Origin of the sequence: Providencia burhodogranariea DSM 19968, assembly GCF_000314855.2 — a bacterium.
GTDB classification, from domain to species: Bacteria; Pseudomonadota; Gammaproteobacteria; order Enterobacterales; family Enterobacteriaceae; genus Providencia; species Providencia burhodogranariea.
In genome coordinates, this window is the sequence record NZ_KB233222.1 from 2,305,893 (window position 1) to 2,326,310 (window position 20,418).

At 39.1% G+C, this 20,418-nt stretch carries 15 protein-coding genes; 6 read left to right on the forward strand and 9 right to left on the reverse strand.

All coding sequences use genetic code 11. The features are described from left to right. Positions 1 to 234: 234 nt before the first annotated feature. Complete coding sequence (locus OOA_RS09815) at positions 235 to 1,932, forward strand: NAD-dependent malic enzyme (protein ID WP_008911998.1); 1,698 nt, start codon at positions 235 to 237, stop codon at positions 1,930 to 1,932. Between the two features lie 338 nt (positions 1,933 to 2,270). Beyond that, positions 2,271 to 3,146 carry a rhomboid family intramembrane serine protease gene (locus tag OOA_RS09820; RefSeq protein WP_008911999.1) on the forward strand — a complete coding sequence of 292 codons (876 nt, stop codon included), beginning with the start codon at positions 2,271 to 2,273 and terminating at the stop codon, positions 3,144 to 3,146. 125 nt (positions 3,147 to 3,271) lie between these two features. On the opposite strand, the gene OOA_RS09825 is transcribed toward OOA_RS09820, so the two are convergent. From OOA_RS09825 to OOA_RS09845, 5 genes are all read right to left on the reverse strand, one after another. Then, on the reverse strand, positions 3,272 to 4,120 hold the full coding sequence (locus OOA_RS09825; protein WP_008912000.1) for a MurR/RpiR family transcriptional regulator: 849 nt from the start codon (positions 4,118 to 4,120) through the stop codon (positions 3,272 to 3,274). A gap of 15 nt (positions 4,121 to 4,135) precedes the next feature. Beyond that, positions 4,136 to 5,500, reverse strand: coding sequence for a PTS transporter subunit EIIC (locus OOA_RS09830; protein WP_008912001.1), 1,365 nt, complete (start codon positions 5,498 to 5,500; stop codon positions 4,136 to 4,138). A gap of 82 nt (positions 5,501 to 5,582) precedes the next feature. Continuing rightward, positions 5,583 to 6,500, reverse strand: coding sequence for an N-acetylmuramic acid 6-phosphate etherase (murQ, locus tag OOA_RS09835; protein ID WP_008912002.1), 918 nt, complete (start codon positions 6,498 to 6,500; stop codon positions 5,583 to 5,585). A 188-nt stretch (positions 6,501 to 6,688) separates the two neighbouring features. After that, positions 6,689 to 7,381 carry a carbohydrate-binding family 9-like protein gene (locus OOA_RS09840; protein ID WP_008912003.1) on the reverse strand — a complete coding sequence of 231 codons (693 nt, stop codon included), beginning with the start codon at positions 7,379 to 7,381 and terminating at the stop codon, positions 6,689 to 6,691. A 374-nt stretch (positions 7,382 to 7,755) separates the two neighbouring features. After that, a complete protein-coding gene (locus OOA_RS09845) occupies positions 7,756 to 11,001 on the reverse strand; it encodes an autotransporter domain-containing protein (RefSeq protein ID WP_051040838.1) in 3,246 nt (1,081 codons plus the stop codon). Positions 11,002 to 11,893: 892 nt separating this feature from the next. Here OOA_RS09845 and sanA point away from each other — a divergent pair. Next, positions 11,894 to 12,601: an outer membrane permeability protein SanA gene (gene sanA, locus OOA_RS09850; protein WP_008912005.1), complete on the forward strand. Its 708-nt coding sequence runs from the start codon at positions 11,894 to 11,896 to the stop codon at positions 12,599 to 12,601. 35 nt (positions 12,602 to 12,636) lie between these two features. Here the strand turns inward: sanA and yeiB are convergent, their stop codons facing one another. The 3 genes from yeiB to OOA_RS09865 all read right to left on the reverse strand — a co-directional run bounded on the left by yeiB (position 12,637) and on the right by OOA_RS09865 (position 15,851). Beyond that, positions 12,637 to 13,803, reverse strand: coding sequence for a DUF418 domain-containing protein YeiB (gene yeiB, locus OOA_RS09855; RefSeq protein ID WP_008912006.1), 1,167 nt, complete (start codon positions 13,801 to 13,803; stop codon positions 12,637 to 12,639). A gap of 6 nt (positions 13,804 to 13,809) precedes the next feature. Then, complete coding sequence (folE, locus tag OOA_RS09860; RefSeq protein ID WP_008912007.1) at positions 13,810 to 14,469, reverse strand: GTP cyclohydrolase I FolE; 660 nt, start codon at positions 14,467 to 14,469, stop codon at positions 13,810 to 13,812. Positions 14,470 to 14,681: 212 nt separating this feature from the next. Then, entirely contained in the window at positions 14,682 to 15,851 is a 1,170-nt protein-coding gene (locus OOA_RS09865; RefSeq protein ID WP_008912008.1) for a YbfB/YjiJ family MFS transporter, read from the reverse strand. Positions 15,852 to 16,094: 243 nt separating this feature from the next. On the opposite strand from OOA_RS09865, the gene moeA reads away from it, so the two are divergent. The 3 genes from moeA to OOA_RS09880 all read left to right on the forward strand — a co-directional run bounded on the left by moeA (position 16,095) and on the right by OOA_RS09880 (position 18,608). After that, positions 16,095 to 17,336 carry a molybdopterin molybdotransferase MoeA gene (gene moeA / locus OOA_RS09870; protein ID WP_040690928.1) on the forward strand — a complete coding sequence of 414 codons (1,242 nt, stop codon included), beginning with the start codon at positions 16,095 to 16,097 and terminating at the stop codon, positions 17,334 to 17,336. After that, positions 17,336 to 18,094 (forward strand): molybdopterin-synthase adenylyltransferase MoeB, encoded by a 759-nt coding sequence (gene moeB / locus OOA_RS09875; protein ID WP_008912010.1) that lies wholly within the window; start codon positions 17,336 to 17,338, stop codon positions 18,092 to 18,094. The genes moeA and moeB overlap by 1 nt, the downstream gene beginning before the upstream one ends. A gap of 178 nt (positions 18,095 to 18,272) precedes the next feature. Continuing rightward, positions 18,273 to 18,608 carry a zinc ribbon domain-containing protein YjdM gene (locus tag OOA_RS09880; RefSeq protein ID WP_008912011.1) on the forward strand — a complete coding sequence of 112 codons (336 nt, stop codon included), beginning with the start codon at positions 18,273 to 18,275 and terminating at the stop codon, positions 18,606 to 18,608. Positions 18,609 to 18,801: 193 nt separating this feature from the next. Here OOA_RS09880 and OOA_RS09885 read toward each other — a convergent pair whose 3' ends face one another. Beyond that, the gene (locus OOA_RS09885) at positions 18,802 to 20,400 is read right to left on the reverse strand and encodes an ABC-F family ATPase (protein ID WP_008912012.1); all 1,599 of its coding nucleotides are present in this window, start codon (positions 20,398 to 20,400) and stop codon (positions 18,802 to 18,804) included. Between the last annotated feature and the right edge of the window lie 18 nt (positions 20,401 to 20,418).

Below are 20,418 nucleotides of genomic sequence, written 5' to 3' on the forward strand. Positions count from 1 at the left end.
AGGTGCTGTTCCAACAATGAAATCTAAACAATATCAATGCAATCCGAGCCGTATAACGTGAATGGTTAAGTTTTCTTCATTTATTTTAAACATTCTATTTTATTGTTTATCATAAAAATAATATTATTTAACAAATATTTTAATTTTTTGTATCAATAATCTCTGTACATATTTTCTGTTTACCTTAGGATCTATGCCGACTGTTGTTTTTAATCGTCTGAAGAGTGATATTTCATGGAACATGAACACGAAACAAAACGCCCTCTCTACATACCCTATGCAGGCCCTATTCTGCTCGAATTTCCTTTATTAAATAAAGGCAGTGCGTTTAGCGAAGAAGAACGTACTAACTTTAACCTATATGGATTATTGCCAGAACAAGTTGAAACTATTGAAGAACAAGTTGAGCGCGCATATCGCCAGCTGATCGACTTCAAAACCGATATCGATAAACATATTTATTTAAGAAATATTCAAGATACCAACGAAACCCTTTTCTACCGCCTGATTGATGAACATCTCACAGAAGTGATGCCATTAATATATACACCAACAGTCGGTGAAGCTTGTGAACATTTCTCAGATATTTATCGCCGTGCACGTGGCTTATTCATCTCTTATCCTAATCGCGAATATATTGATGATATGCTACAGAATGCAACTAAACAGAATGTAAAAGTGATCGTTGTCACCGATGGCGAACGTATCTTAGGTCTTGGTGACCAAGGTATTGGTGGTATGGGTATCCCTATCGGGAAACTGTCCCTATATACCGCGTGTGGTGGTATCAGCCCAGCCTATACTCTTCCTGTTGTTATTGATGTGGGTACTAATAATCCACAACGCCTGAATGACCCTCTTTATATGGGTTGGCGTCACCCTCGTATCACCGGTGAAGAATACGACCAATTCCTCGATGAATTCATTCAAGCGGTCAAACGTCGCTGGCCAAATGTCTTGCTGCAATTTGAAGATTTTGCGCAAAAAAATGCAATGCCATTACTGAACCGTTACCGTGATCAGTTATGCTGCTTTAATGATGATATTCAAGGTACAGCATCGGTCACCCTAGGTAGCTTAATTGCTGCAAGTCATGCTGCTGGCAGCAAACTTAGCGACCAACGTGTTACCTTCTTAGGTGCTGGTTCTGCTGGTTGCGGTATTGCAGAACAAATCATTGCTCAAATGAAATCAGAAGGATTGAGTGATGAACAAGCACGTTCGCGCATTTTCATGGTTGACCGTTTTGGTTTGTTAACAGACAAACTACCAAACTTACTCGATTTCCAGAGCAAACTAACGCAAAACAGCCATAATTTAGCTGATTGGGATGTGAACAGCGATTCAATTTCTCTGCTAGATGTCGTTCGTAATGCTAAACCAACTGTACTAATCGGTGTGTCAGGTCAGGCTGGCTTATTCACAGAAGAAATCATCAAAGAGATGCATAAGCACTGTGAACGCCCTATTGTACTGCCGCTGTCTAATCCAACATCACGTGTAGAAGCACGCCCAGAAGATATTATTAACTGGACTGATGGTAAAGCACTTGTGGCAACGGGTAGTCCATTCCCACCTGTCTCTTACAAAGATCAAATATTCCCAATAGCTCAGTGTAATAACTCTTATATCTTCCCTGGTATTGGTCTTGGTGTTATTGCCTCTGGTGCAAAACGTGTTACTGAACCAATGTTAATGGCCGCAAGCCGTGCATTGGCTGAATGCTCTCCACTTGCAAAAGATGGTGAAGGCCCACTATTACCACTGCTATCAGACATTCAACAAGTTTCACGTTTTATTGCTAAGCAAGTTGCGAAAGAAGCTCAAGTTCAGGGGGTTGCTTCTGTAACATCTGATGGTGCACTTGATGAAGCTATCGAGCGTAACTTCTGGAACCCAGAATACCGTATCTATAAACGTACTTCGTTCTAATTGCTTAAATTATCAGGGCATCTATTGTGTGCTCTTAAACCGCTGATAAATATTGTACGTTTATTGGCGGTTATTTCTCTCTCGATTGATATTCAATCAACCATCCCTTCCATAAAGTGCATCTATAGTAATTCCCTCTTTATATTCTGAATAATTCGATTTTATAAGTAGCAAGGATAGATTGTTCGATGCATAGATAAACAGCCGAACTCCCTAAGTGTAGTCAATCACTCTACGAATTGAAGCATCACGAATATATAGGCCTTATTATTTCACTTCTCAAATATCTGTTAGTATATCGCAGTACTTTTTTGATAATTTCCCGATAAGGCATTGATATGGCAGACCACGACAATGACACACTAAAGCCACACAAAGCTTTCAAATTTTCATTGCGAGCAATAGCACTCACATTAATTCTTGTTTTGCTTAATATTGGTATTTATTTGTATCAGCTTAGCTTTGCTTCACCACTCGAATCACGTGAAGATAACTTGCTGCTATTTGGTGCGAATGTTTATCAATTGTCATTAACAGGAGATTGGTGGCGTTATCCTATCAGTATGGTACTCCATTCAAATAGTGTTCATTTGGGGTTCAATTGCTTGGCACTATTTGTGATTGGGATTGAATGTGAACGTGCTTATGGGAAATTTAGGTTATTAGCCATTTACATCATTTCGGGGATAGGAGCCGCACTATTTAGTGCTTATTGGCAATATTATGAAACGCTTAATGCCGCAAATTCATCAAATAATGTTTGGCAAATGGATAGTACCATTTACATCACGATTGGAGTTGGCGCGTCGGGTGCAATCATGGGACTAGCGGCCGCATCTGTAATCTATTTACTTAAAGCGATTAATTCCCCCACTATTCTTCCAGCAATACGCGAAAAGCAAAAACGCCAGCTCTACAATATTATTGCAATGATAGCGTTAACGCTCATTAATGGTTTGCAGTCAGGCGTCGATAATGCTGCTCATATTGGCGGTGCTATTATTGGTGCTTTAGTCAGTATTGGTTATGTATTGATGCCAGAAAAACCTCGTAATCTAAAATTTTTTGCTCATATTTGCGTCACCGTGGTGGCTATAGGTTTACTCATTTTATTTATTCATAGCTTCTCATTTTCAACAGATGAAAACCTGCTACATGAGCGTGAATTTATTTATCAAGAGATCAATAAAGAAGTTGCGGCGCAACATGGATAATACTGAATATTCAGCGTTCCCCTTGGCTTACTTCAAGAGGATTATGGTTATACTATCACCACGCAATTCAGTGAATGCTTCGCTATTAAAATATAGCGCTTGTCGCTCTATTAATTCAGCTGAAGTCATTGTGGTTTATCTCGCATAACGGCTTGTCGGCCTTTTTCTAAGGCAATGTCTGCCTTATTATTTGCTAGTGTTAAGTATTTAAAAAATAAGGTATCGAATATCACCATCTGTAAGATTTGTGGTGTGATTATCCCTAGCTGACTATGTTGTTCATCGTAAAAATAAGGCAATGTAAAATCAGCTAAGCGACTCGCTTCATCTTGCCCAAAGCGGGTTAAAGCTACTGTTGTACAACCGCTTTCATGTGCTAACTTCAGCATGCTATTAATATCTGCTGTATTGCCTCGCGCAGTAACTGCAATTACAAAGTCATCTTTGGTCAAATTTGCAGAATAACTAAGCTGCGCATGCAAGTCCGTGCTAAATAACGCATGTTTATTCACACGGGTAAGCTTATGAAAGATATCATTTGCTACAATTGCAGAAGAACCGATTCCGAATAAAACAATACGTGTAGCGTCAACTATCTTTTGCGCTACTGCATCAACTATCGCAGGTTCCAACAATTCTAGGGACTTTTCAATCGTTGAAATAAACATCTGGCCTGATTTAGCGATGATCTGAGCCGTATCATCGTTACGACTCAGATTGCCATATAAGCTTTCTGCTTTAAGCTGCTTTTCATCAGATAAATAATCGACTTTAAACTCAGGGTAGCCACGATAACCCATCTGGCGAGCAAAACGGATCACTGAAGCACTACTAACGCCTGCGGCCTGTGCAAGTTCTGCCGCATTCATAGACACAAGGCTATCACGACAGTCTAGCAAGAAACTAGCTATACGCTGCTCAGTTCCTTTGCCTCGTGTCAATAAGCTTTCTAGCTTTACCGTCAGTGTCGACATGGCTATTCCTTCTCGTTATTTTTCTGGGTCGTTAAAGCCTATTATCATACTGGTAATGAAACCGACAATCCATGCACCCGCGACCGCAATCAGAAAATCAAGGATCTGCCCATCACCAACAAGAGGAATTAACGATAAACCCGCTGTACCGAATGGAATTATGATACCCACATGAAAGAATGCCATCAGTGCACCACCCGCAGCTCCTCCAATACAGCCAGCAATGAAAGGTTTGCCTAACGGTAATGACACGCCAAACAATAAGGGTTCACCTACTCCAAAAATACCGACAGGTAGAGCACCGATTAAGGTTTTTTTCAGGCGCTGGTTTTTCGTTTTGAGAAAAACCCAGAAACATGAACCAACCTGCCCCATTCCACCCATCGCTAGTATTGGAAACAAATAATTAAGACCAAAAGTTTGCAAAATTTCCGCATGGATCGGGATCAACCCTTGATGTAAACCAGTTAATAGTAAGAATAAGAAGCTACCGCCAAGTATTCCTCCCGTTGCCACAGCTCCACCACCGCTCGAGAGTAAAGCAACTGAAACCCCTTGAGCCAATATTTGATTCAAATAATGGCCTGCTGGTTGGAAAACAATTAAGGCGACCATCGCGGAAACTAAAATAGTGACAAACGGTGTGACGATAAGATCTAAACTCTCTCTAATAATGCTTCTAAACCACACTTCAAATTTAGAAGAGAACACGACTACCATCAGCACAGCAAAGATCCCGCCACTATTAGGTTGCAGCTTTTCACCAAATAAAGTGATATCCGCAAGCCCAGGCATTGCCAGTAATCCGGCCATTACTGCCCCGATAGAGGTTGAGGCACCTAATTCTTTTGCTGTATTTACCCCAATCATAATTGAAAGATAAGTAAAGACTGCACTACCAATCAGTTTTAATAATTTAAAAAACTCTGGAAATTGCTCAACCACACCCGGTGCAACTAAACGAACAATATTGATAAGGCCCATAATGAGACCACAACCAATCAAAGCTGGAATGGTTGGAACAAAAATTGCCGCCAATGTATTTAACATACGGCGAATAGAAAAGCCTTTTTTCAGAAGTTTCAATTGAGTATCACTTTCGCTAGATACACTAAGACCTTGCATTCGTTTGTTCATCACTGAGAACAATTTTGCCGCAGTGCCCATTCCCACAATAATTTGCTGTTGTTCACCATTAAAAACAACTCCTTTAACTCCTTCAACCTGTTTAAGCGCCTCGGTATTAAACTTACTATTATCTTTTAAAATTAATCGAATACGTGTCATGCAGTGTGTTAACGTTTCTACGTTATCAAAGCCGCCCATATACTTTTCTATTTCTGTAGCAAGTACTTCAAGATGCTCTATTTTATTCGCCATACGATTTCCCCGGCGTTAACTGAGTAATGACTGTTTATGGTATTCAGTGCGACTTCCTATTACGCATAACGCTATCTGATTATTAACGGTGATTAATTAGCATTGAATCTAGTGTTGCATTGGGATTGTTGTTAACAATATCAGTTGCTTGTTGTGCATTAATATTAAGTTCATACATCAAAATTGCCCGTCGTGGGTGGTAATCTACCTGCTTTAATAAATCAGCAGCAGCTTGCATATCAATACAGCAAACCTCCCCAACTATGCGCTCAGCTCTACGCAGTAGCTTAATATTGCTAGCGATAACATCGATCATTAAGTTGGTATGGATACGGCCTAAACGCCCCATCACACAGGTACTTAACATGCCTAAAATCATTTTTTGTGCTGTACCACTTTTCATTCTTGTTGAGCCTGATAACACTTCTGCGCCAACATCCGGTGAAATCGCATACTGGGCCACCTCGCTCAATAAACCATGACCACGAGTCGTAATAGCGACAGTCAACGCACCGATTTGGTTACCATACTCGATAGCGGCTAGCGTGAAGGGTGTACGACCACTCGCGGCAATGCCGATCACCACGTCTTTTTCACAGACTCCACGTTGTTTCAATTCATCAATTGATGCATCTCTCGAGTCTTCAATATTTTCAACTGCTTTTAGCATGGCTGCTTGGCCACCAGCAATTATCGATTGCACCATTTCAGGAGCAGTACCAAAGGTCGGTGGACATTCAGCGCTGTCGAGAACCGCGAGCCGACCACTGGTTCCTGCCCCCACATAAAATAAGCGTCCACCTAGTTTTAAACGCTCCGCAACTCTATTAACTACATTGGCAATTTCAGGTAGCACTTGCTGCAAAGCACCTGCCACTGTGCTATCAGATTGATTAATAACAGTTAACATTGACAGTGTATCTAAACGTGAAAACTGCAACGTGTCTTGATTCAACTCATTTTGCAAACAATCGCTGAGCGTATTTTCGGCTACTGACATTAAAACACCTCAAAATGAAATAATATTTCACAGTAAGCTATATTTTATGAAAATAAATTTCAAACAAAATAATAAAAAGTTCCAGATTCACATTAAAGTGTGTGAGCCTCTTCACATCAGCGATACGATGAAATGTTTAATAACAGTGAAATAAAAAACTCAAGTAATGAATTTCTACCAAATGGAATTCACTTCACTAATTTGCAGTGACCAAAGGCAGAAGGAATATGAAAATCAGGTTTAACAGAGTCAGGTTTGATCCAACTGATCCATTTGCGCACTTGCTTTGGTGACCCTTCACTAAATTCACCACGTAAAATGGCACACAGCAGTGTCTTTTTATCGCTATCCTGCCATAGATTGAGGTTAGTAAACTCATCAAGATCAATTTTACCTGTCAGTACATAACCCTCTGGTGTGACTTGCCCAAGTGTTTTTAATGTCTGCCAGTTCCAGCTGGGGTCAACTTCACGATAAAAATTGGCTTGTGCATCAAATGTACGCCCTTTTGGATCCATTTCAGCCGTGTAATAAGGCTTCAACTCTGGGCTCGTAGCGAAAAACAGCTCTACTCGGTCTGAATCTAAGACGGCTTGATCTTTGTCGGGGTTATTGCCTAATTGAATATCTTTATCGTCGGCGATAAAACGAAAATAAAGTGCATCGTCACTCCATAATGCACGAAAATCTGTTTTTGGTGGTGTCTCTTTTTCCCACGGGTAGGTAAAGTCGGTCAAGACTTCTGCCTGTTCCCAAACAGCCGATTTTTGGGCATCGTTGAGCGATTTAATCTGCTGAGTATGATTAATTTGATACTCTTTTGCCATTACACTCGCGTTAACTAACATGACACCTGCGGCTAAAAATGTTGTTAATTTCATGCATTCCTCGCTTGGTTGATTTTATTCTTTACTCTACCCATATAGATATAGCTGAATTTTTATTATTCATTAAGAAATTAAATTTCATAATATATAACAAATATAGAATTAAAATTTCAAAAGGTGCAAGTCGTGCTAGACAAAACTATCATTTAGTAAAGCCTGTTTTTACTTTTCATAAAAAGCCATGGTCATAAAGAACACATTGATAAAACTTTTGGGCAATCAACTAAAAGCAGGGAAAAATTATTATTCACACAGAAGCCGAATTACTACCTGATATTGAAAACAGAGAATATGCTTACGGATAACATTTTCACTGTAATCCGATTATTCCCCTATTTGATTTAATAATCGCATAGGGGGAATAACATCTAAAAATGCCAAGCCATATGGCCATTAACACTGTTATCTTGATAGTGGTCAGACAGTAACCCGTTATATCCCACCAAAATAGAAAGTTGGCTATTTATTTCCATTGCCATACTGGTTTTTAGGATCATGCCATTGCGTGATGCCGGAACACTATTCACATTAAAAGCACTATCGCTATGTTGAAAACTGAGTACACTGTCGCGTGAATTATTATTAAGCTGATGTTGCCAACTCAACTGGCTATTGAGTTCTAAGCTAATATTTTTAGTTATTGGCCATTGTTTTCCCGCCCCGAATCCTATTTCAGAAAAAATAGCATTAAGATGTTGTTTTTTGCCATTCAATGCTGCGGCACCACCACTTTCACTAAAACCATTGTTTTGATAATTCACCCAAGCTAAGTTAGCAAAAGGCGTCAAATCTACCCATTGATGCTTAAGATTATAAGCTGCTCCACCAAATAATTGGGTTGTCCCAGTTTGATATTTAGCTTGGTTTTTATCTGATTGACTGCCATACGCTACTGATCGTGATGTATTAACATGACCCCACATATAAGCACCACCAGCATGAAGATCTAATGCATCAACTGTCTTTTCACCATAAATAGCAAAATGATAGTTGTTACTCTGAGCTGAGCCATTGATTCGACCATGTAATTTAGCTCGAGTATAACCACCGGCAATGCCAAAGCGTGTATTCCCCATCAACTCACGATCAGTTCCTAACAAGACGCCTTGTGTATAATCATCAAAACCTTCGATATCGCCATAGCCTGATGTATTACCTGCTGACTGTAATAATTGCCCCCAATTACCCACCTGATCTGCTTTCAAGTTGGATAACATGGTTCTATCTTGGGCTTGTTTTAATCGTTCATAAATCGCATTTCGTAAATAACGGCTAGAATTTATCTGCACAGAAGCGATATCCGCATGAATTTGTCCAGAAAGCTGTTGGAGTGCCTGACGAGCTTGCTGCTGACTATTCGATAACAATAGACTCTCATAAATAGGGGAACTCACAGATAACGCTTCTATAGCATACGCAACATTACGTTCATTTAACGTATGAGCGGCCTCATCAAAAGAGTACTGATTACGTTGGATAGCGAGTAGTACCTTGTTTCTTTGGTGTGATAAACCGCCAGTTAAAAAGGGATAATGGGATACGACATGATTAAACTGTCCTTTGATATCATTTTCTGCGGTTAAAATAGTCAATTGTTGTCCTGCAAAACCACTCACTTTGTTTTGTGCCAAGAGGTTTTGCTGGTTCTGTAACTCAATCTCGACCTCCCCCCCGTTTAATGCCACATCCCCCCCAATATGAAGCGGCATGGCTTTTTTATCTCTCAGGATAATATCGACTATGTAACGCGAACCAGATTCAAAAGTCGCATTGTTTGTTACCTGCAATGTGCCTGTAGCGCTATTTGCTGTAATGGTTCCCCCATCATTCACCACAAATGAAGCCAATTTACCCGCACCACCGAGTACACCCGCTTTATTAACAATAACGTCAGATACAATTGAGCCATCGATGTGTAATGTTCCCTGATTAATCGATGTCAATCCGGTATAACTGTTATTTCCGCTAAGAATAAGGGAACCTGCACCTTTTTTGAGTAATCCACCATGACCGGAAATATCATTACTGTAGGTATCTGAATCACAATGTCTATCGTTGCAAATTCGTTCCCTTACTGTTCCCTTATCTAAAATCGCTCCAATGCCAGGAATATCAGCCACAAATTGTATTGCTTCTATCCTTTCAAGATCGGGAATACGAAATTCAGCAGGGATATCATCTTTAGTCACAAACATTGCAGGGCCATTGATAGCTTTTTCTAGGTTAATTAAACCCCATCCATAACTACTATCAACCCCTACATCACCTAAATCTGTTGCTGTTGTTTTGAGTATCGTAGAAATTTCCACACCTGACAGATAAGGAAAACGTTGCATCAATAATGCCGCAGCGCCAGTCACATGAGGAGCGGCATACGATGTACCACTTCCCGATTGATAGCCAGCCACCAACTTATTATGTTCACTGCCTATTACGCCTGTGCTGTACAAATTACTACCCGGCGCGACAACACAATAACTCGCGGTATAGCCACAAGGCGTTGAAAATTGACTGAGTAATACATCAGATATTTGCGACCGATCTAATTGTTGATTAAATTTCTTTTTTAAATTAACAAATATTGAGGGATTATTTTCGTGAAGTTCATTAATCCATTGAGTAAAATGGTCATCACTATTTTCTGAAGGATTTTTTCCCTGATAAAGCGAAAATAATTGTTCCCATACATAATTTATTTCTAACTCAGAAATATAATTTTCTTTGTTTTGTACGCTACCTACCGTTAACCAATAAGGTGCTACCTCTGGCATAAAATACCCCAATCCTCCCAAGATCGAAGTTGAACTTTTATTACCATCATTCCCTAGACCAATAATATTGAGAATACCATTATTCCCCGCATCGATTCCGCCTTGAAATGCCCCACCTTTAGAGATCCGCAATAAATCATTGAGTTGTTCAAATTGAACTTTTGCATCAGATAAGGAAAAATAAGGTTTACTACTACTATCGTCATCAAATAAGCCATTAAAGTTATCAGCGAGATCAACAGTCCAACTATTATTAATCACTCTCACACCACTACCAATAAATGCTTGCCACCCAGCTTGGGTTATATGTTCATCAATTCCTCGCAGATCTCCCTTAAAATCACCGCCATCATTAATATCTGCACTAAAAATTTGTGAATCAAATGCGACACCATGTATCCCTTTTCCATCACGATTAGCTGCCGCTATTCCTGTCACAAATGTACCATGAGATACAAGCTGTCCATCGGTATCTTTAAAATGTAACGTACCATCGAAATAAAAGTGTTCATCACTCTTCTCTCCCAATAAATTCAAATAATTTCCCGAGCGAACTCCCGATGTAATTAAATGTATTAATTTATTTTCCCCATAAAATTCAGAGTGTTTAGCATAGGCAGGCATATCAAAAATACCCATTTTGATACCTTTTCCCGTATATCCAGCAGCATAAGCACTATCGGCATGAATACTCGCCAGTCCCCATTGGTGATTAAATTCGGGCGTATGCCAACTCGCAAGAGTGGCTCGTTTTTCGAATTCAATTGAATCAGCATATACTGATGTGGTGATCATGATCCCTGAAATAATCAGTGTTATTTTATTGAATGGTATCCGCCTCACGATTAACTTCCTTTTTTATATTTCTTATTATCCATTTAATTTTAATTATTTAAATCATGAATTAAATTTAAACATCACAGTCACTTTTATATACACTTTAATATAAACTAAAATCATCACGATAAAAATTAACAATTATTATCAATAAATCAAACCCCAACCATCATTATCAACATAGCTTTTCACTTATCTATATTGGCTTTAAAAAAATGAAAATAAAATCATTTTAAACACAAGGGATAATAGTAACCATCAAATAAAAAACCTTCAACCAACATCAATTATCAATCTACCTAAAAATAACTTTCAAGATTAAAAACACTAAACCAATTAACACCTAATGTATTTTAAAATAATTCATTTATATTTAAAATATAACATTTTCAATATATGTTCAAATAACAAACATAACCCAAAAGATAATTGAAATTAATTTCATGAAATGTATTTAGTAACAAAAAGCATTAATATAACGCTAGCGATAAACTATATATTATGAGTCTAATGCCAATATTTTCTAAAAAATCGATCAATTCATCAAATAGCATTTGGTAAATTTTTTGATATATTCAAACTAAATATATAGCCAGATAAAATATCTCCAAAATAAAATTCGCACTGACAATAACGAATTTATAGATAGTATGGTGGCTTGTGTAGAGCTCGTCACAGACTAAAAAATCAATTGATTGGTTGTATTTATACTCTCGTTATCGTCATACTTCTCACCCCCTGCTAGAACTTGTTCTTGTGATACAAAAATCAACATTCGCATTGAGTCAACTCGAACACGGCTGAGTCTATTGACAGGACTTTACGTTGCTCGACTTGCTTCACCTATTTAAGTCAAGTAGCCTTACCGTTACGACTATTAATATTAAAGGCTAGGACAATGAGGAAACGTCTGCTTTATGGTCTGATCATTATCTTAGGGATAGCTTTAGCAACTATTATTTTACTTGATCGTTGGATTGCTTGGGACACTGCCCCCTCTATTTATGAAAACATTGAAGAGCTACCAGCTCGCGATGTTGGAATGGTATTAGGCACATCAAAATATTATACAACAGGTGCGATTAACCTATATTACAGTTCGAGAATTCAAGGTGCAGCAGATGCGTATCACAGCGGAAAAGTAAAATACTTACTCCTCAGTGGTGATAATGGTGATCATAGTTACAATGAACCGATCACTATGCGAAAAGACCTGATAAAGGCAGGTGTTCCAGCATCAAAAATTGTTCTCGATTTTGCGGGATTTCGGACCCTGGATTCTATCGTGCGTACGCGTAAAGTGTTTGATACCGACAATTTTACTATCATCACTCAACGTTTTCATTGTGAGAGAGCCTTATTTATCGCGAAACACAAGGGAATTGATGCACAATGCTTAGCTGTGCCAACTCCAAAAGCGATGTTTAAGGTGAGGATTCGTGAGGTGTTTGCTCGACTTGGTGCTTTAGCTGACTTGTATATTTTAAACCGTGAACCTAAATTTTTAGGTGAGCAAGAGTCAATTCCAGCACCGATTAAAATGCCCGAAGGTATTAAAGGTTACCCAGCCGTCTCACCAGATGAATTAACTGTTTATAAAATTTAATCTTCAAGCAGCCTAAAGGCTGCTTGAATGACTTATCAACTTTTTTGTACCGCCCCATACAATCCTTCAGTGAGTTTTCGCCATCCCCACTCAATAGGACCTTGGTTAAAAAAGCGCAGCCAACAATAAGAAAAAATTAAATTAACACTCCATATCGGCACAATAAAAATTAGCAATTCAGGCCGAGAAAAGTGGTTAAAATAACCAAGATGATAAAAAATTGTCGTACAGATCAGCGTTTGAAGTAAATAATTACTCAAAGCCATCCGTCCAGTACATTTCAGCATTTTTGCTATCAAACTGTGCTTAAATATTCCCCAAAAGCCATAAATTAAAGCAATATAACCAAAAGATTGCAGTGGTATCATTAGTTCATTAATAATATAGCCAACTATTGATGTAGTAAAATAACTCCAACCAAATTGACTTTGAACATAAAGTGAAAGTATTTGAATTAACAATGCAGGCACAATTAATAACGCTGCTATTTTTCGATAATGATGTTGACTAAATTGACCTTTTAACCAACCGTTATTTAATAGTAAAAACCCAGCAATCATCAAACCAAGTAATTGCCACCCATACTGAATAAATAGCATCTCAATCATACTCAGAACGGATTGAGCTCGATATATCAAGCTCACACTACCACCAGAAGTTTTTTGCAATAATTCCGATAAAGCTTGCTGGTCGGAAACAATCCAAAAATCTGTTGGATCAATCTGACTTCCCAACAAAAATAGAATAAACAATCCAATAATATAAATAGAACAGGCTATCTGAAGTAATCTAGTATTATTATTCTGATTAAATAGCAATAGAGCCACTAACCCAGCCAAAGAGTAGGCTAACAGAATATCACCATCCCAAAACCCCACCCCATGAATAAGCCCCAAAAGAGCTAAAATCACTAAGCGGCACATATTCCATCGCTGACCTTTGCGATGTAATAACGCTAAAGTGGCACCAAACAAAATAGAAAAAATAGCTAAGAATTTACCTTGAGCAAATAGATTAAACATCACCCAAACAATAATATCGGATTGGCTAACTGCCGAAGAATATGACGGATTCATATAGGCGATTTGCGGCAAGGCAAAACCAAAAATATTCATCAATAGAATACCTAAGATTGCTATGCCACGAGTTGCATCAAGCCTATCAATACGCCCTTTAGGAACGGGCGTTGGTGTGACTAACATAACCAATTACTGATGGCGGACTGCACGCAAAAATTCTTGGCGTGTATTTTGGCTAGACTTAAATAACCCACCTAACGAGGTTGTTGTTGTTGCACTCGTTGCATCTCGAATGCCGCGTGCTTTCACACAGTAATGCACTGCATCAATCGATACCGCGACATTATTCGTACCCAATAAAGTTTGCAGCGCAACAAGGATCTGCTGAGTAAGCCGTTCTTGCACTTGAGGACGTTGTGAGAAAAATTGCACGATACGGTTAATCTTCGACAAACCAATCACCTTATCTTTAGGGATATAAGCAACAGTTGCTTTGCCATCAATAGTCACAAAATGGTGTTCACAAGTACTCGTCAACGTAATATCACGAACAGTGACCATTTCATCAACATTCATTTTATTTTCAATGACTGTGATTTTTGGGAAGTTAGCGTAATTTAGACCTGAAAAAATTTCATCGACATACATTTTAGCGATGCGTTTTGGCGTATCAGCCAAACTATCGTCAGTTAAGTCCAGATTCAATAGCTTCATGATCTCTGTCATATGCCCTTCAATCAGTTGCTTACGCTCTTCGCCTGATTTTGGTTGGATACGCAACGGGGTTTCGAGCCCTCTAGCTTCCAAAGCAGCATGAACCAACTCGGCTTCTTTACTCAGAGATGACATTAGATTCTCCACAAACTGTATAACGATTTTTATTAAAATGCAGGTGTGCGCCGTACTCTAAAACAGCATGTCCAGATAATCCAGCGTTACATTAGTGCATCATATGAAATATTTGCATCCACTAATATGAATTTTTTCACCATACCTCTTTATACTCTAACCAGATATACCATCATTTAAAGTTGATTATTAACCTATTTCTACTCTGCTGCTTAACAAGAACGACGATATACCAATAAACCAGAAATAGATAATGCGATAAATGCTGTATATAACGCAGGATCAAGTTTCCCTGTAAAACTAGTAGAAATAAAGGAAAGTACAGGGCCAGCTAGCTGCCCTATAGCATAAATGGTTGTCAGTAAACCTGCCATAAATCGATTATGATTAGGAGCAAGCTCGCGTCCCAGCTGCATAGAAAGCTGTACTGCACACATAAAACCGCCGCCAATTAATATCGCACCAATCACCAACCCAGAAATACCCGATACAATTTCAGCAATCAATATCCCAATAGCTTGCAACCATAATGTGAACGCTAAACGATTTTGTGTTGTCGATAAATGACGTAGCAACATCGCCAAAAGGATACCCACTACAGCTGATATACCAAAAACAGGCCAAATAAACTGAGCAAATAAGCTATTTGGAAAACGTTGTGTTGCCATTTGCGATAAAAAAGTTGCCGGTAGAATGTAGCCAAACCCAGCTAGGCCATAACTCCACACAAGTCGTTTAATTGCTGGTGTAAGATGAAATTTTTCAACCTCTCCTATTGGACGATGCCATTGTCCTAATCGAGGTAGATAACGGTTAATATATAAGCTCAAAATTAATGCAATTACGCCATAAATAAGCCAACCTTGGCTCGCAGATAACTGCAAATCTTGGATACCGACTGCGAATATACCGCTAATAAATATCCCAAATCCAGTGCCTGCAAATACAGCAACGCTTAAAGCCGGGCGATTTAACCTTGCCAAACTTTCATTTGCCCAAGCGACAATAAGAACAAGAGCCATACCGCTCGCCCAACCAATAAAAAAACGAGCAATACTGTGCAAAATAGGTCCATCGAGAAGAGCGGAAAGCAATGTAATAGTAACAGCCCCCCATACTCCCAACAACATTCGCCATTCAACATAACGACGAGCCCTCATGGCATCAAATGAACCTAATAAATAACCAAAATAATTAAATGCAGCAACTACACTTGCCGTCGACAGTGTTAATTGATGCTCTTCTAGCATCAGTGGAACTTGAGGTGTAAGCGTAAATCGCCCTATTCCCATCACAACAATCAACGAAAGAAACCCACTGAAAGCAATATGGAAAGCAGCAGCACTACGGCTTGATTGAGTTTGTTCGCAGTTTGATGCCATGTATTCCTTTCTTTTTGTTTCATTTAAAATGCAATAATAAATATTATCACTGATTTAACACACGCATAACAAAAAAACAATTTTCGTTTGTGCTATTATTTTTCCGTTTTTTCCCATCAAAAATCGGACCAAAAGCTATCTATAATCAATTTCTAAACATTCACCCATCACAATATCTCTGCCATAATATGAAGTACCACAACACTTCAAGCCTCAATGGCAAAGCTGAATAATAGGGTTATCATGGACATGAGTCATACCGCAGGATTAATTTCTCTTGAGCAAGCATTAGAAAAGCTTCTTTCGCAAACACAAGTAATGACGGACATAGAAAGTATTCCGCTGACTGAATCGGCTCAACGTATTACTGCTACTGACATTATTTCTCCGATAAATGTTCCCCCGTTTGATAACTCAGCAATGGATGGTTATGGGCTGTGTTTTGCACAGTGGGATGGACAAACACCAATGCCAATCGCAGGAAAGTCATTTGCAGGGCAACCAATGCAAGGCGACCTCCCAGAAGGCAGTTGTGTGCGTATTATGACAGGAGCTCCTGTCCCAAAAGGCGTTGACACCGTTATTATGCAAGAAATTGCACAAGAAACTGAGCATGGCATCGTTTTTACTCAACCAATTAAGAAAGGTGATAACATCCGTAAAGCGGGTGAAGATATCGCCCAAAATAGTAGTGTGCTGCCCGCTGGAACTTTATTGTCTACAGCACAATTACCTTTGATTGCCTCATTAGGCGTTTCAACTGTAGAGGTTTACCGCCGCCTAAAAGTTGCTGTATTTTCTACAGGTGATGAGTTACAAGCCGTAGGAACCCCCCTCAATGAAGGGCAAATTTATGATACCAACCGATTTACAGTGCGTTTGATGCTTGAAAAATTAAACTGTGAAATTCTCGATCTTGGTGTTATTCCTGACTCTCTTAAATTACTCAAACAAACCTTTATTGAAGCGGATAAACAAGCTGATTTAGTGATCAGTAGTGGTGGCGTTTCTGTTGGTGAAGCGGACTACACCAAACAAATTCTTGATGAACTTGGTCAAATTGGCTTTTGGAAACTAGCGATAAAACCCGGAAAACCTTTTGCATTTGGCAAACTAAACTCAGCATGGTTTTGTGGATTACCCGGAAACCCAGTGTCTGCGGCATTAACCTTTTATCAGCTAGTTCAACCGTTGATTGCTCGCCTTTCAGGTCATTGTCAATGGAAAGCCCCTGTTCGATTCAAAGTGCCAGTAACAACTCGCTTGAAGAAAAGCCCAGGCCGTCTTGATTTCCAACGTGGAATTCTCAGTGTTAATGAGAATGGCGAGTTACAAGTTGCAACTACAGGGCATCAAGGTTCCCATGTTTTTAGTTCATTTAGTCTAGCAAACTGCTTCATTGTTTTAGAACGAGAAAGGGGAAATATAGCTGTGGGAGAAACCGTTGAGGTTGAAATGTTCAATTACTTGCTGAAAAGTGAATAATGACTGTGCAAGAACTTACCGATGAAGAAATGCTGCGTTACAACCGTCAAATCATTCTCCGTGGATTCGATTTTGACGGGCAGGAAAAACTCAAGGCCAGCAAAGTGCTGGTTATTGGTCTTGGTGGTTTAGGGTGTGCAGCCACTCAGTATTTAGCCGCAGCAGGTGTAGGGCTATTAACCCTAGTTGATTTCGATACCGTATCGCTTTCAAACTTACAAAGGCAAACACTGCATCGCGATGCGACTATTGGGCAACCAAAAGTTGATTCAGCTAAAAGCCAGCTTACTGCAATCAACCCGCACATTCGTATAGAGACTGTTAATAAGCAGCTTAATGATGAACAACTCAGCGAATTAATTTGTAGTCATCAGGTGATCCTCGACTGTACAGATAATGTTTCCATTCGCGAACAGCTTAACCGCTTATGCTTTCAACAGAAAAAACCATTAGTCTCTGGTGCCGCTATTCGTATGGAAGGGCAATTATCAGTTTTCACTTACCAAGATGACACCCCTTGCTATCGCTGCTTAAGTCGCTTGTTCGGAGAGAATAGCCTGACATGTGTTGAAGCTGGTGTTATGGCCCCTTTAGTTGGAACCATCGGGGCATTAGAAGCCATCGAAACTATCAAGTTGTTAGCCCAATACGGCACAGTAAATATGGGAAAAGTGTTATTTTTTGACGCAATGACTATGGAATTTAAGCAATTCAAACTTAGCAAAGATGCTAATTGCGAAGTCTGCTCACATCAATAACCCACTATTCTATAAATAACCGTGAAAGGTCTTATGACCTTTCGCTAACATTAGATTAAGAATATTCCTAAAAATTAAATTATTTTCGCTTTAACCTTATACTATCCCTTTCGTGATGGCTTGCGAGTGTCGCTATCATCACTTTTCATTTTATAGATAAGTTACTGAGAGTATTAATATGCAATTCCCTCCTTGCCCAAAATGTCAGTCTGAATACACCTACACTGATAACGATATGTATGTCTGCCCTGAGTGTGCGCATGAATGGAATGATGCCGAACCAACCGAAGAAGCGGATGAATTAATTGTAAAAGATGCTAATGGAAACCTATTAGTTGATGGTGATACTGTTACTGTGATCAAAGATCTCAAAGTAAAAGGCAGCTCATCTATGCTGAAGATCGGCACTCGCGTGAAAGGTATTCGTTTAGTTGAAGGCGATCATAACATTGATTGTAAAATCGATGGTTTCGGCCAGATGAAACTAAAATCTGAGTTTGTGAAGAAGAACTAATATATTGTTAGATTATTCGAATTACCTGTCTGCACTTAATAATTCGAGTAACAAAAGTTATCAACACTACTTAGTTAAAATAGTAGCTTCGACATTAAATATCCAATCAATAAAAATAGAAAGACCTAGCTCGTAAGGCTAGGTCTTAAATCATTAAAAAGTGCATCAACACCTTTTAAATCGAAAGATAAACTTATCCTTCAACACCTTGGCTCGTCAGGTACTCTTCATAAGTACCTTTGAAATCAATAACTTTATCTTCTTTGATTTCTAGAACACGGCTTGCTAATGAACTAACAAACTCACGGTCATGAGAAACGAACACTAATGTACCTTCGTACATTTCAAGCGCAAGGTTTAACGATTCAATTGATTCCATATCCAAGTGGTTAGTTGGCTCATCCATAATTAAGATATTCGGTTGCTGCATCATCAGCTTACCAAACAACATACGGCCTTGCTCTCCACCCGATAAAACGGATACTTTTTTCTTGATATCGTCCTGAGAAAATAACAAGCGACCTAAAATACCACGGACGGCTTGTTCATCATCACCTTCACTTTTCCACTGGCTCATCCAGTCAAAAACATTAAGGTCGGTATCAAAATCGTCGGCATGATCTTGCGCATAATAACCAATAGAGCAATTTTCAGACCACTTAACGGTACCACTTTTCGGTGATAATTCACCAACCAGTGTTTTCAAAAATGTGGTTTTACCGATACCGTTAGCACCGATAACCGCCATTTTCTCACCCACTTCAAGTAGTAGATTAAGATTTTTAAATAGAAGAGACTGCTCATAACCATTGGAAACGCCTTCTAATTCCAATGCATTACGGAATAGCTTTTTCTCTTGCTCAAAACGAATAAATGGGTTTTGACGGCTAGAAGCTTTAACTTCATCAAGCTGAATTTTATCGATTTGACGTGCACGAGAAGTCGCTTGTTTTGATTTTGAGGCGTTAGCACTAAAACGGCTAACAAAAGATTGTAATTCAGCAATTTGCGCTTTTTTCTTGGCGTTATCTGAAAGCAAACGCTCTCTTACCTGTGTTGCCGCAATCATATACTCATCATAGTTACCAGGGAACAGACGTAATTCGCGGTAGTCCAAATCAGCCACATGCGTACATACGGTATTAAGGAAGTGCCTATCATGCGAAATAATGATCATAGTGCAGTTACGATCGTTCAAAACCTGCTCTAACCAACGAATGGTATCAATATCAAGGTTGTTCGTCGGTTCATCAAGTAACAGAATATCTGGATTAGAAAATAGCGCTTGTGCCAATAGCACACGCAATTTCCAGCCAGGAGCAACTTCACTCATTGGGCCGTAATGTTGCTCAACAGGGATACCAACACCTAACAGTAATTCACCTGCACGAGCTTCGGCGCTATAACCATCCATTTCACCATAAGCAACTTCAAGATCAGCAACACGGTAGCCATCTTCTTCACTCATTTCAGGAAGTGCATAGATACGGTCACGCTCTTGCTTCACATTCCATAGCTCAGCATGCCCCATAATCACAGTATCAAGCACACTGAATTCTTCAAAAGCAAATTGATCCTGACGAAGTTTACCAATACGCTCATTCGGATCTGTGGTATTCACATTACCCGCTGATGGCGTAAGGTCTCCCCCCAAAATCTTCATAAACGTTGATTTGCCAGCGCCATTAGCACCGATCAACCCGTAACGGTTCCCTGTTCCGAATTTAACTGAAATATTTTCAAACAGTGGCTTACTGCCAAACTGCATAGTGATATTGTTTGTCTGTAACACTTCTAGGCCTTTAATTAA

Bases quoted from the DNA above. Each gene is read 5' to 3' on its own strand.
- OOA_RS09815 (WP_008911998.1), top strand. From the start codon at position 235: ATGGAACATGAACACGAAACAAAACGCCCTCTCTACATACCCTATGCA.
- OOA_RS09820 (WP_008911999.1), top strand. From the start codon at position 2,271: ATGGCAGACCACGACAATGACACACTAAAGCCACACAAAGCTTTCAAA.
- OOA_RS09825 (WP_008912000.1), bottom strand. From the start codon at position 4,120: ATGTCGACACTGACGGTAAAGCTAGAAAGCTTATTGACACGAGGCAAA.
- OOA_RS09830 (WP_008912001.1), bottom strand. From the start codon at position 5,500: ATGGCGAATAAAATAGAGCATCTTGAAGTACTTGCTACAGAAATAGAA.
- murQ (WP_008912002.1), bottom strand. From the start codon at position 6,500: ATGTCAGTAGCCGAAAATACGCTCAGCGATTGTTTGCAAAATGAGTTG.
- OOA_RS09840 (WP_008912003.1), bottom strand. From the start codon at position 7,381: ATGAAATTAACAACATTTTTAGCCGCAGGTGTCATGTTAGTTAACGCG.
- sanA (WP_008912005.1), top strand. From the start codon at position 11,894: ATGAGGAAACGTCTGCTTTATGGTCTGATCATTATCTTAGGGATAGCT.
- yeiB (WP_008912006.1), bottom strand. From the start codon at position 13,803: ATGTTAGTCACACCAACGCCCGTTCCTAAAGGGCGTATTGATAGGCTT.
- folE (WP_008912007.1), bottom strand. From the start codon at position 14,469: ATGTCATCTCTGAGTAAAGAAGCCGAGTTGGTTCATGCTGCTTTGGAA.
- OOA_RS09865 (WP_008912008.1), bottom strand. From the start codon at position 15,851: ATGGCATCAAACTGCGAACAAACTCAATCAAGCCGTAGTGCTGCTGCT.
- moeA (WP_040690928.1), top strand. From the start codon at position 16,095: ATGGACATGAGTCATACCGCAGGATTAATTTCTCTTGAGCAAGCATTA.
- moeB (WP_008912010.1), top strand. From the start codon at position 17,336: ATGACTGTGCAAGAACTTACCGATGAAGAAATGCTGCGTTACAACCGT.
- OOA_RS09880 (WP_008912011.1), top strand. From the start codon at position 18,273: ATGCAATTCCCTCCTTGCCCAAAATGTCAGTCTGAATACACCTACACT.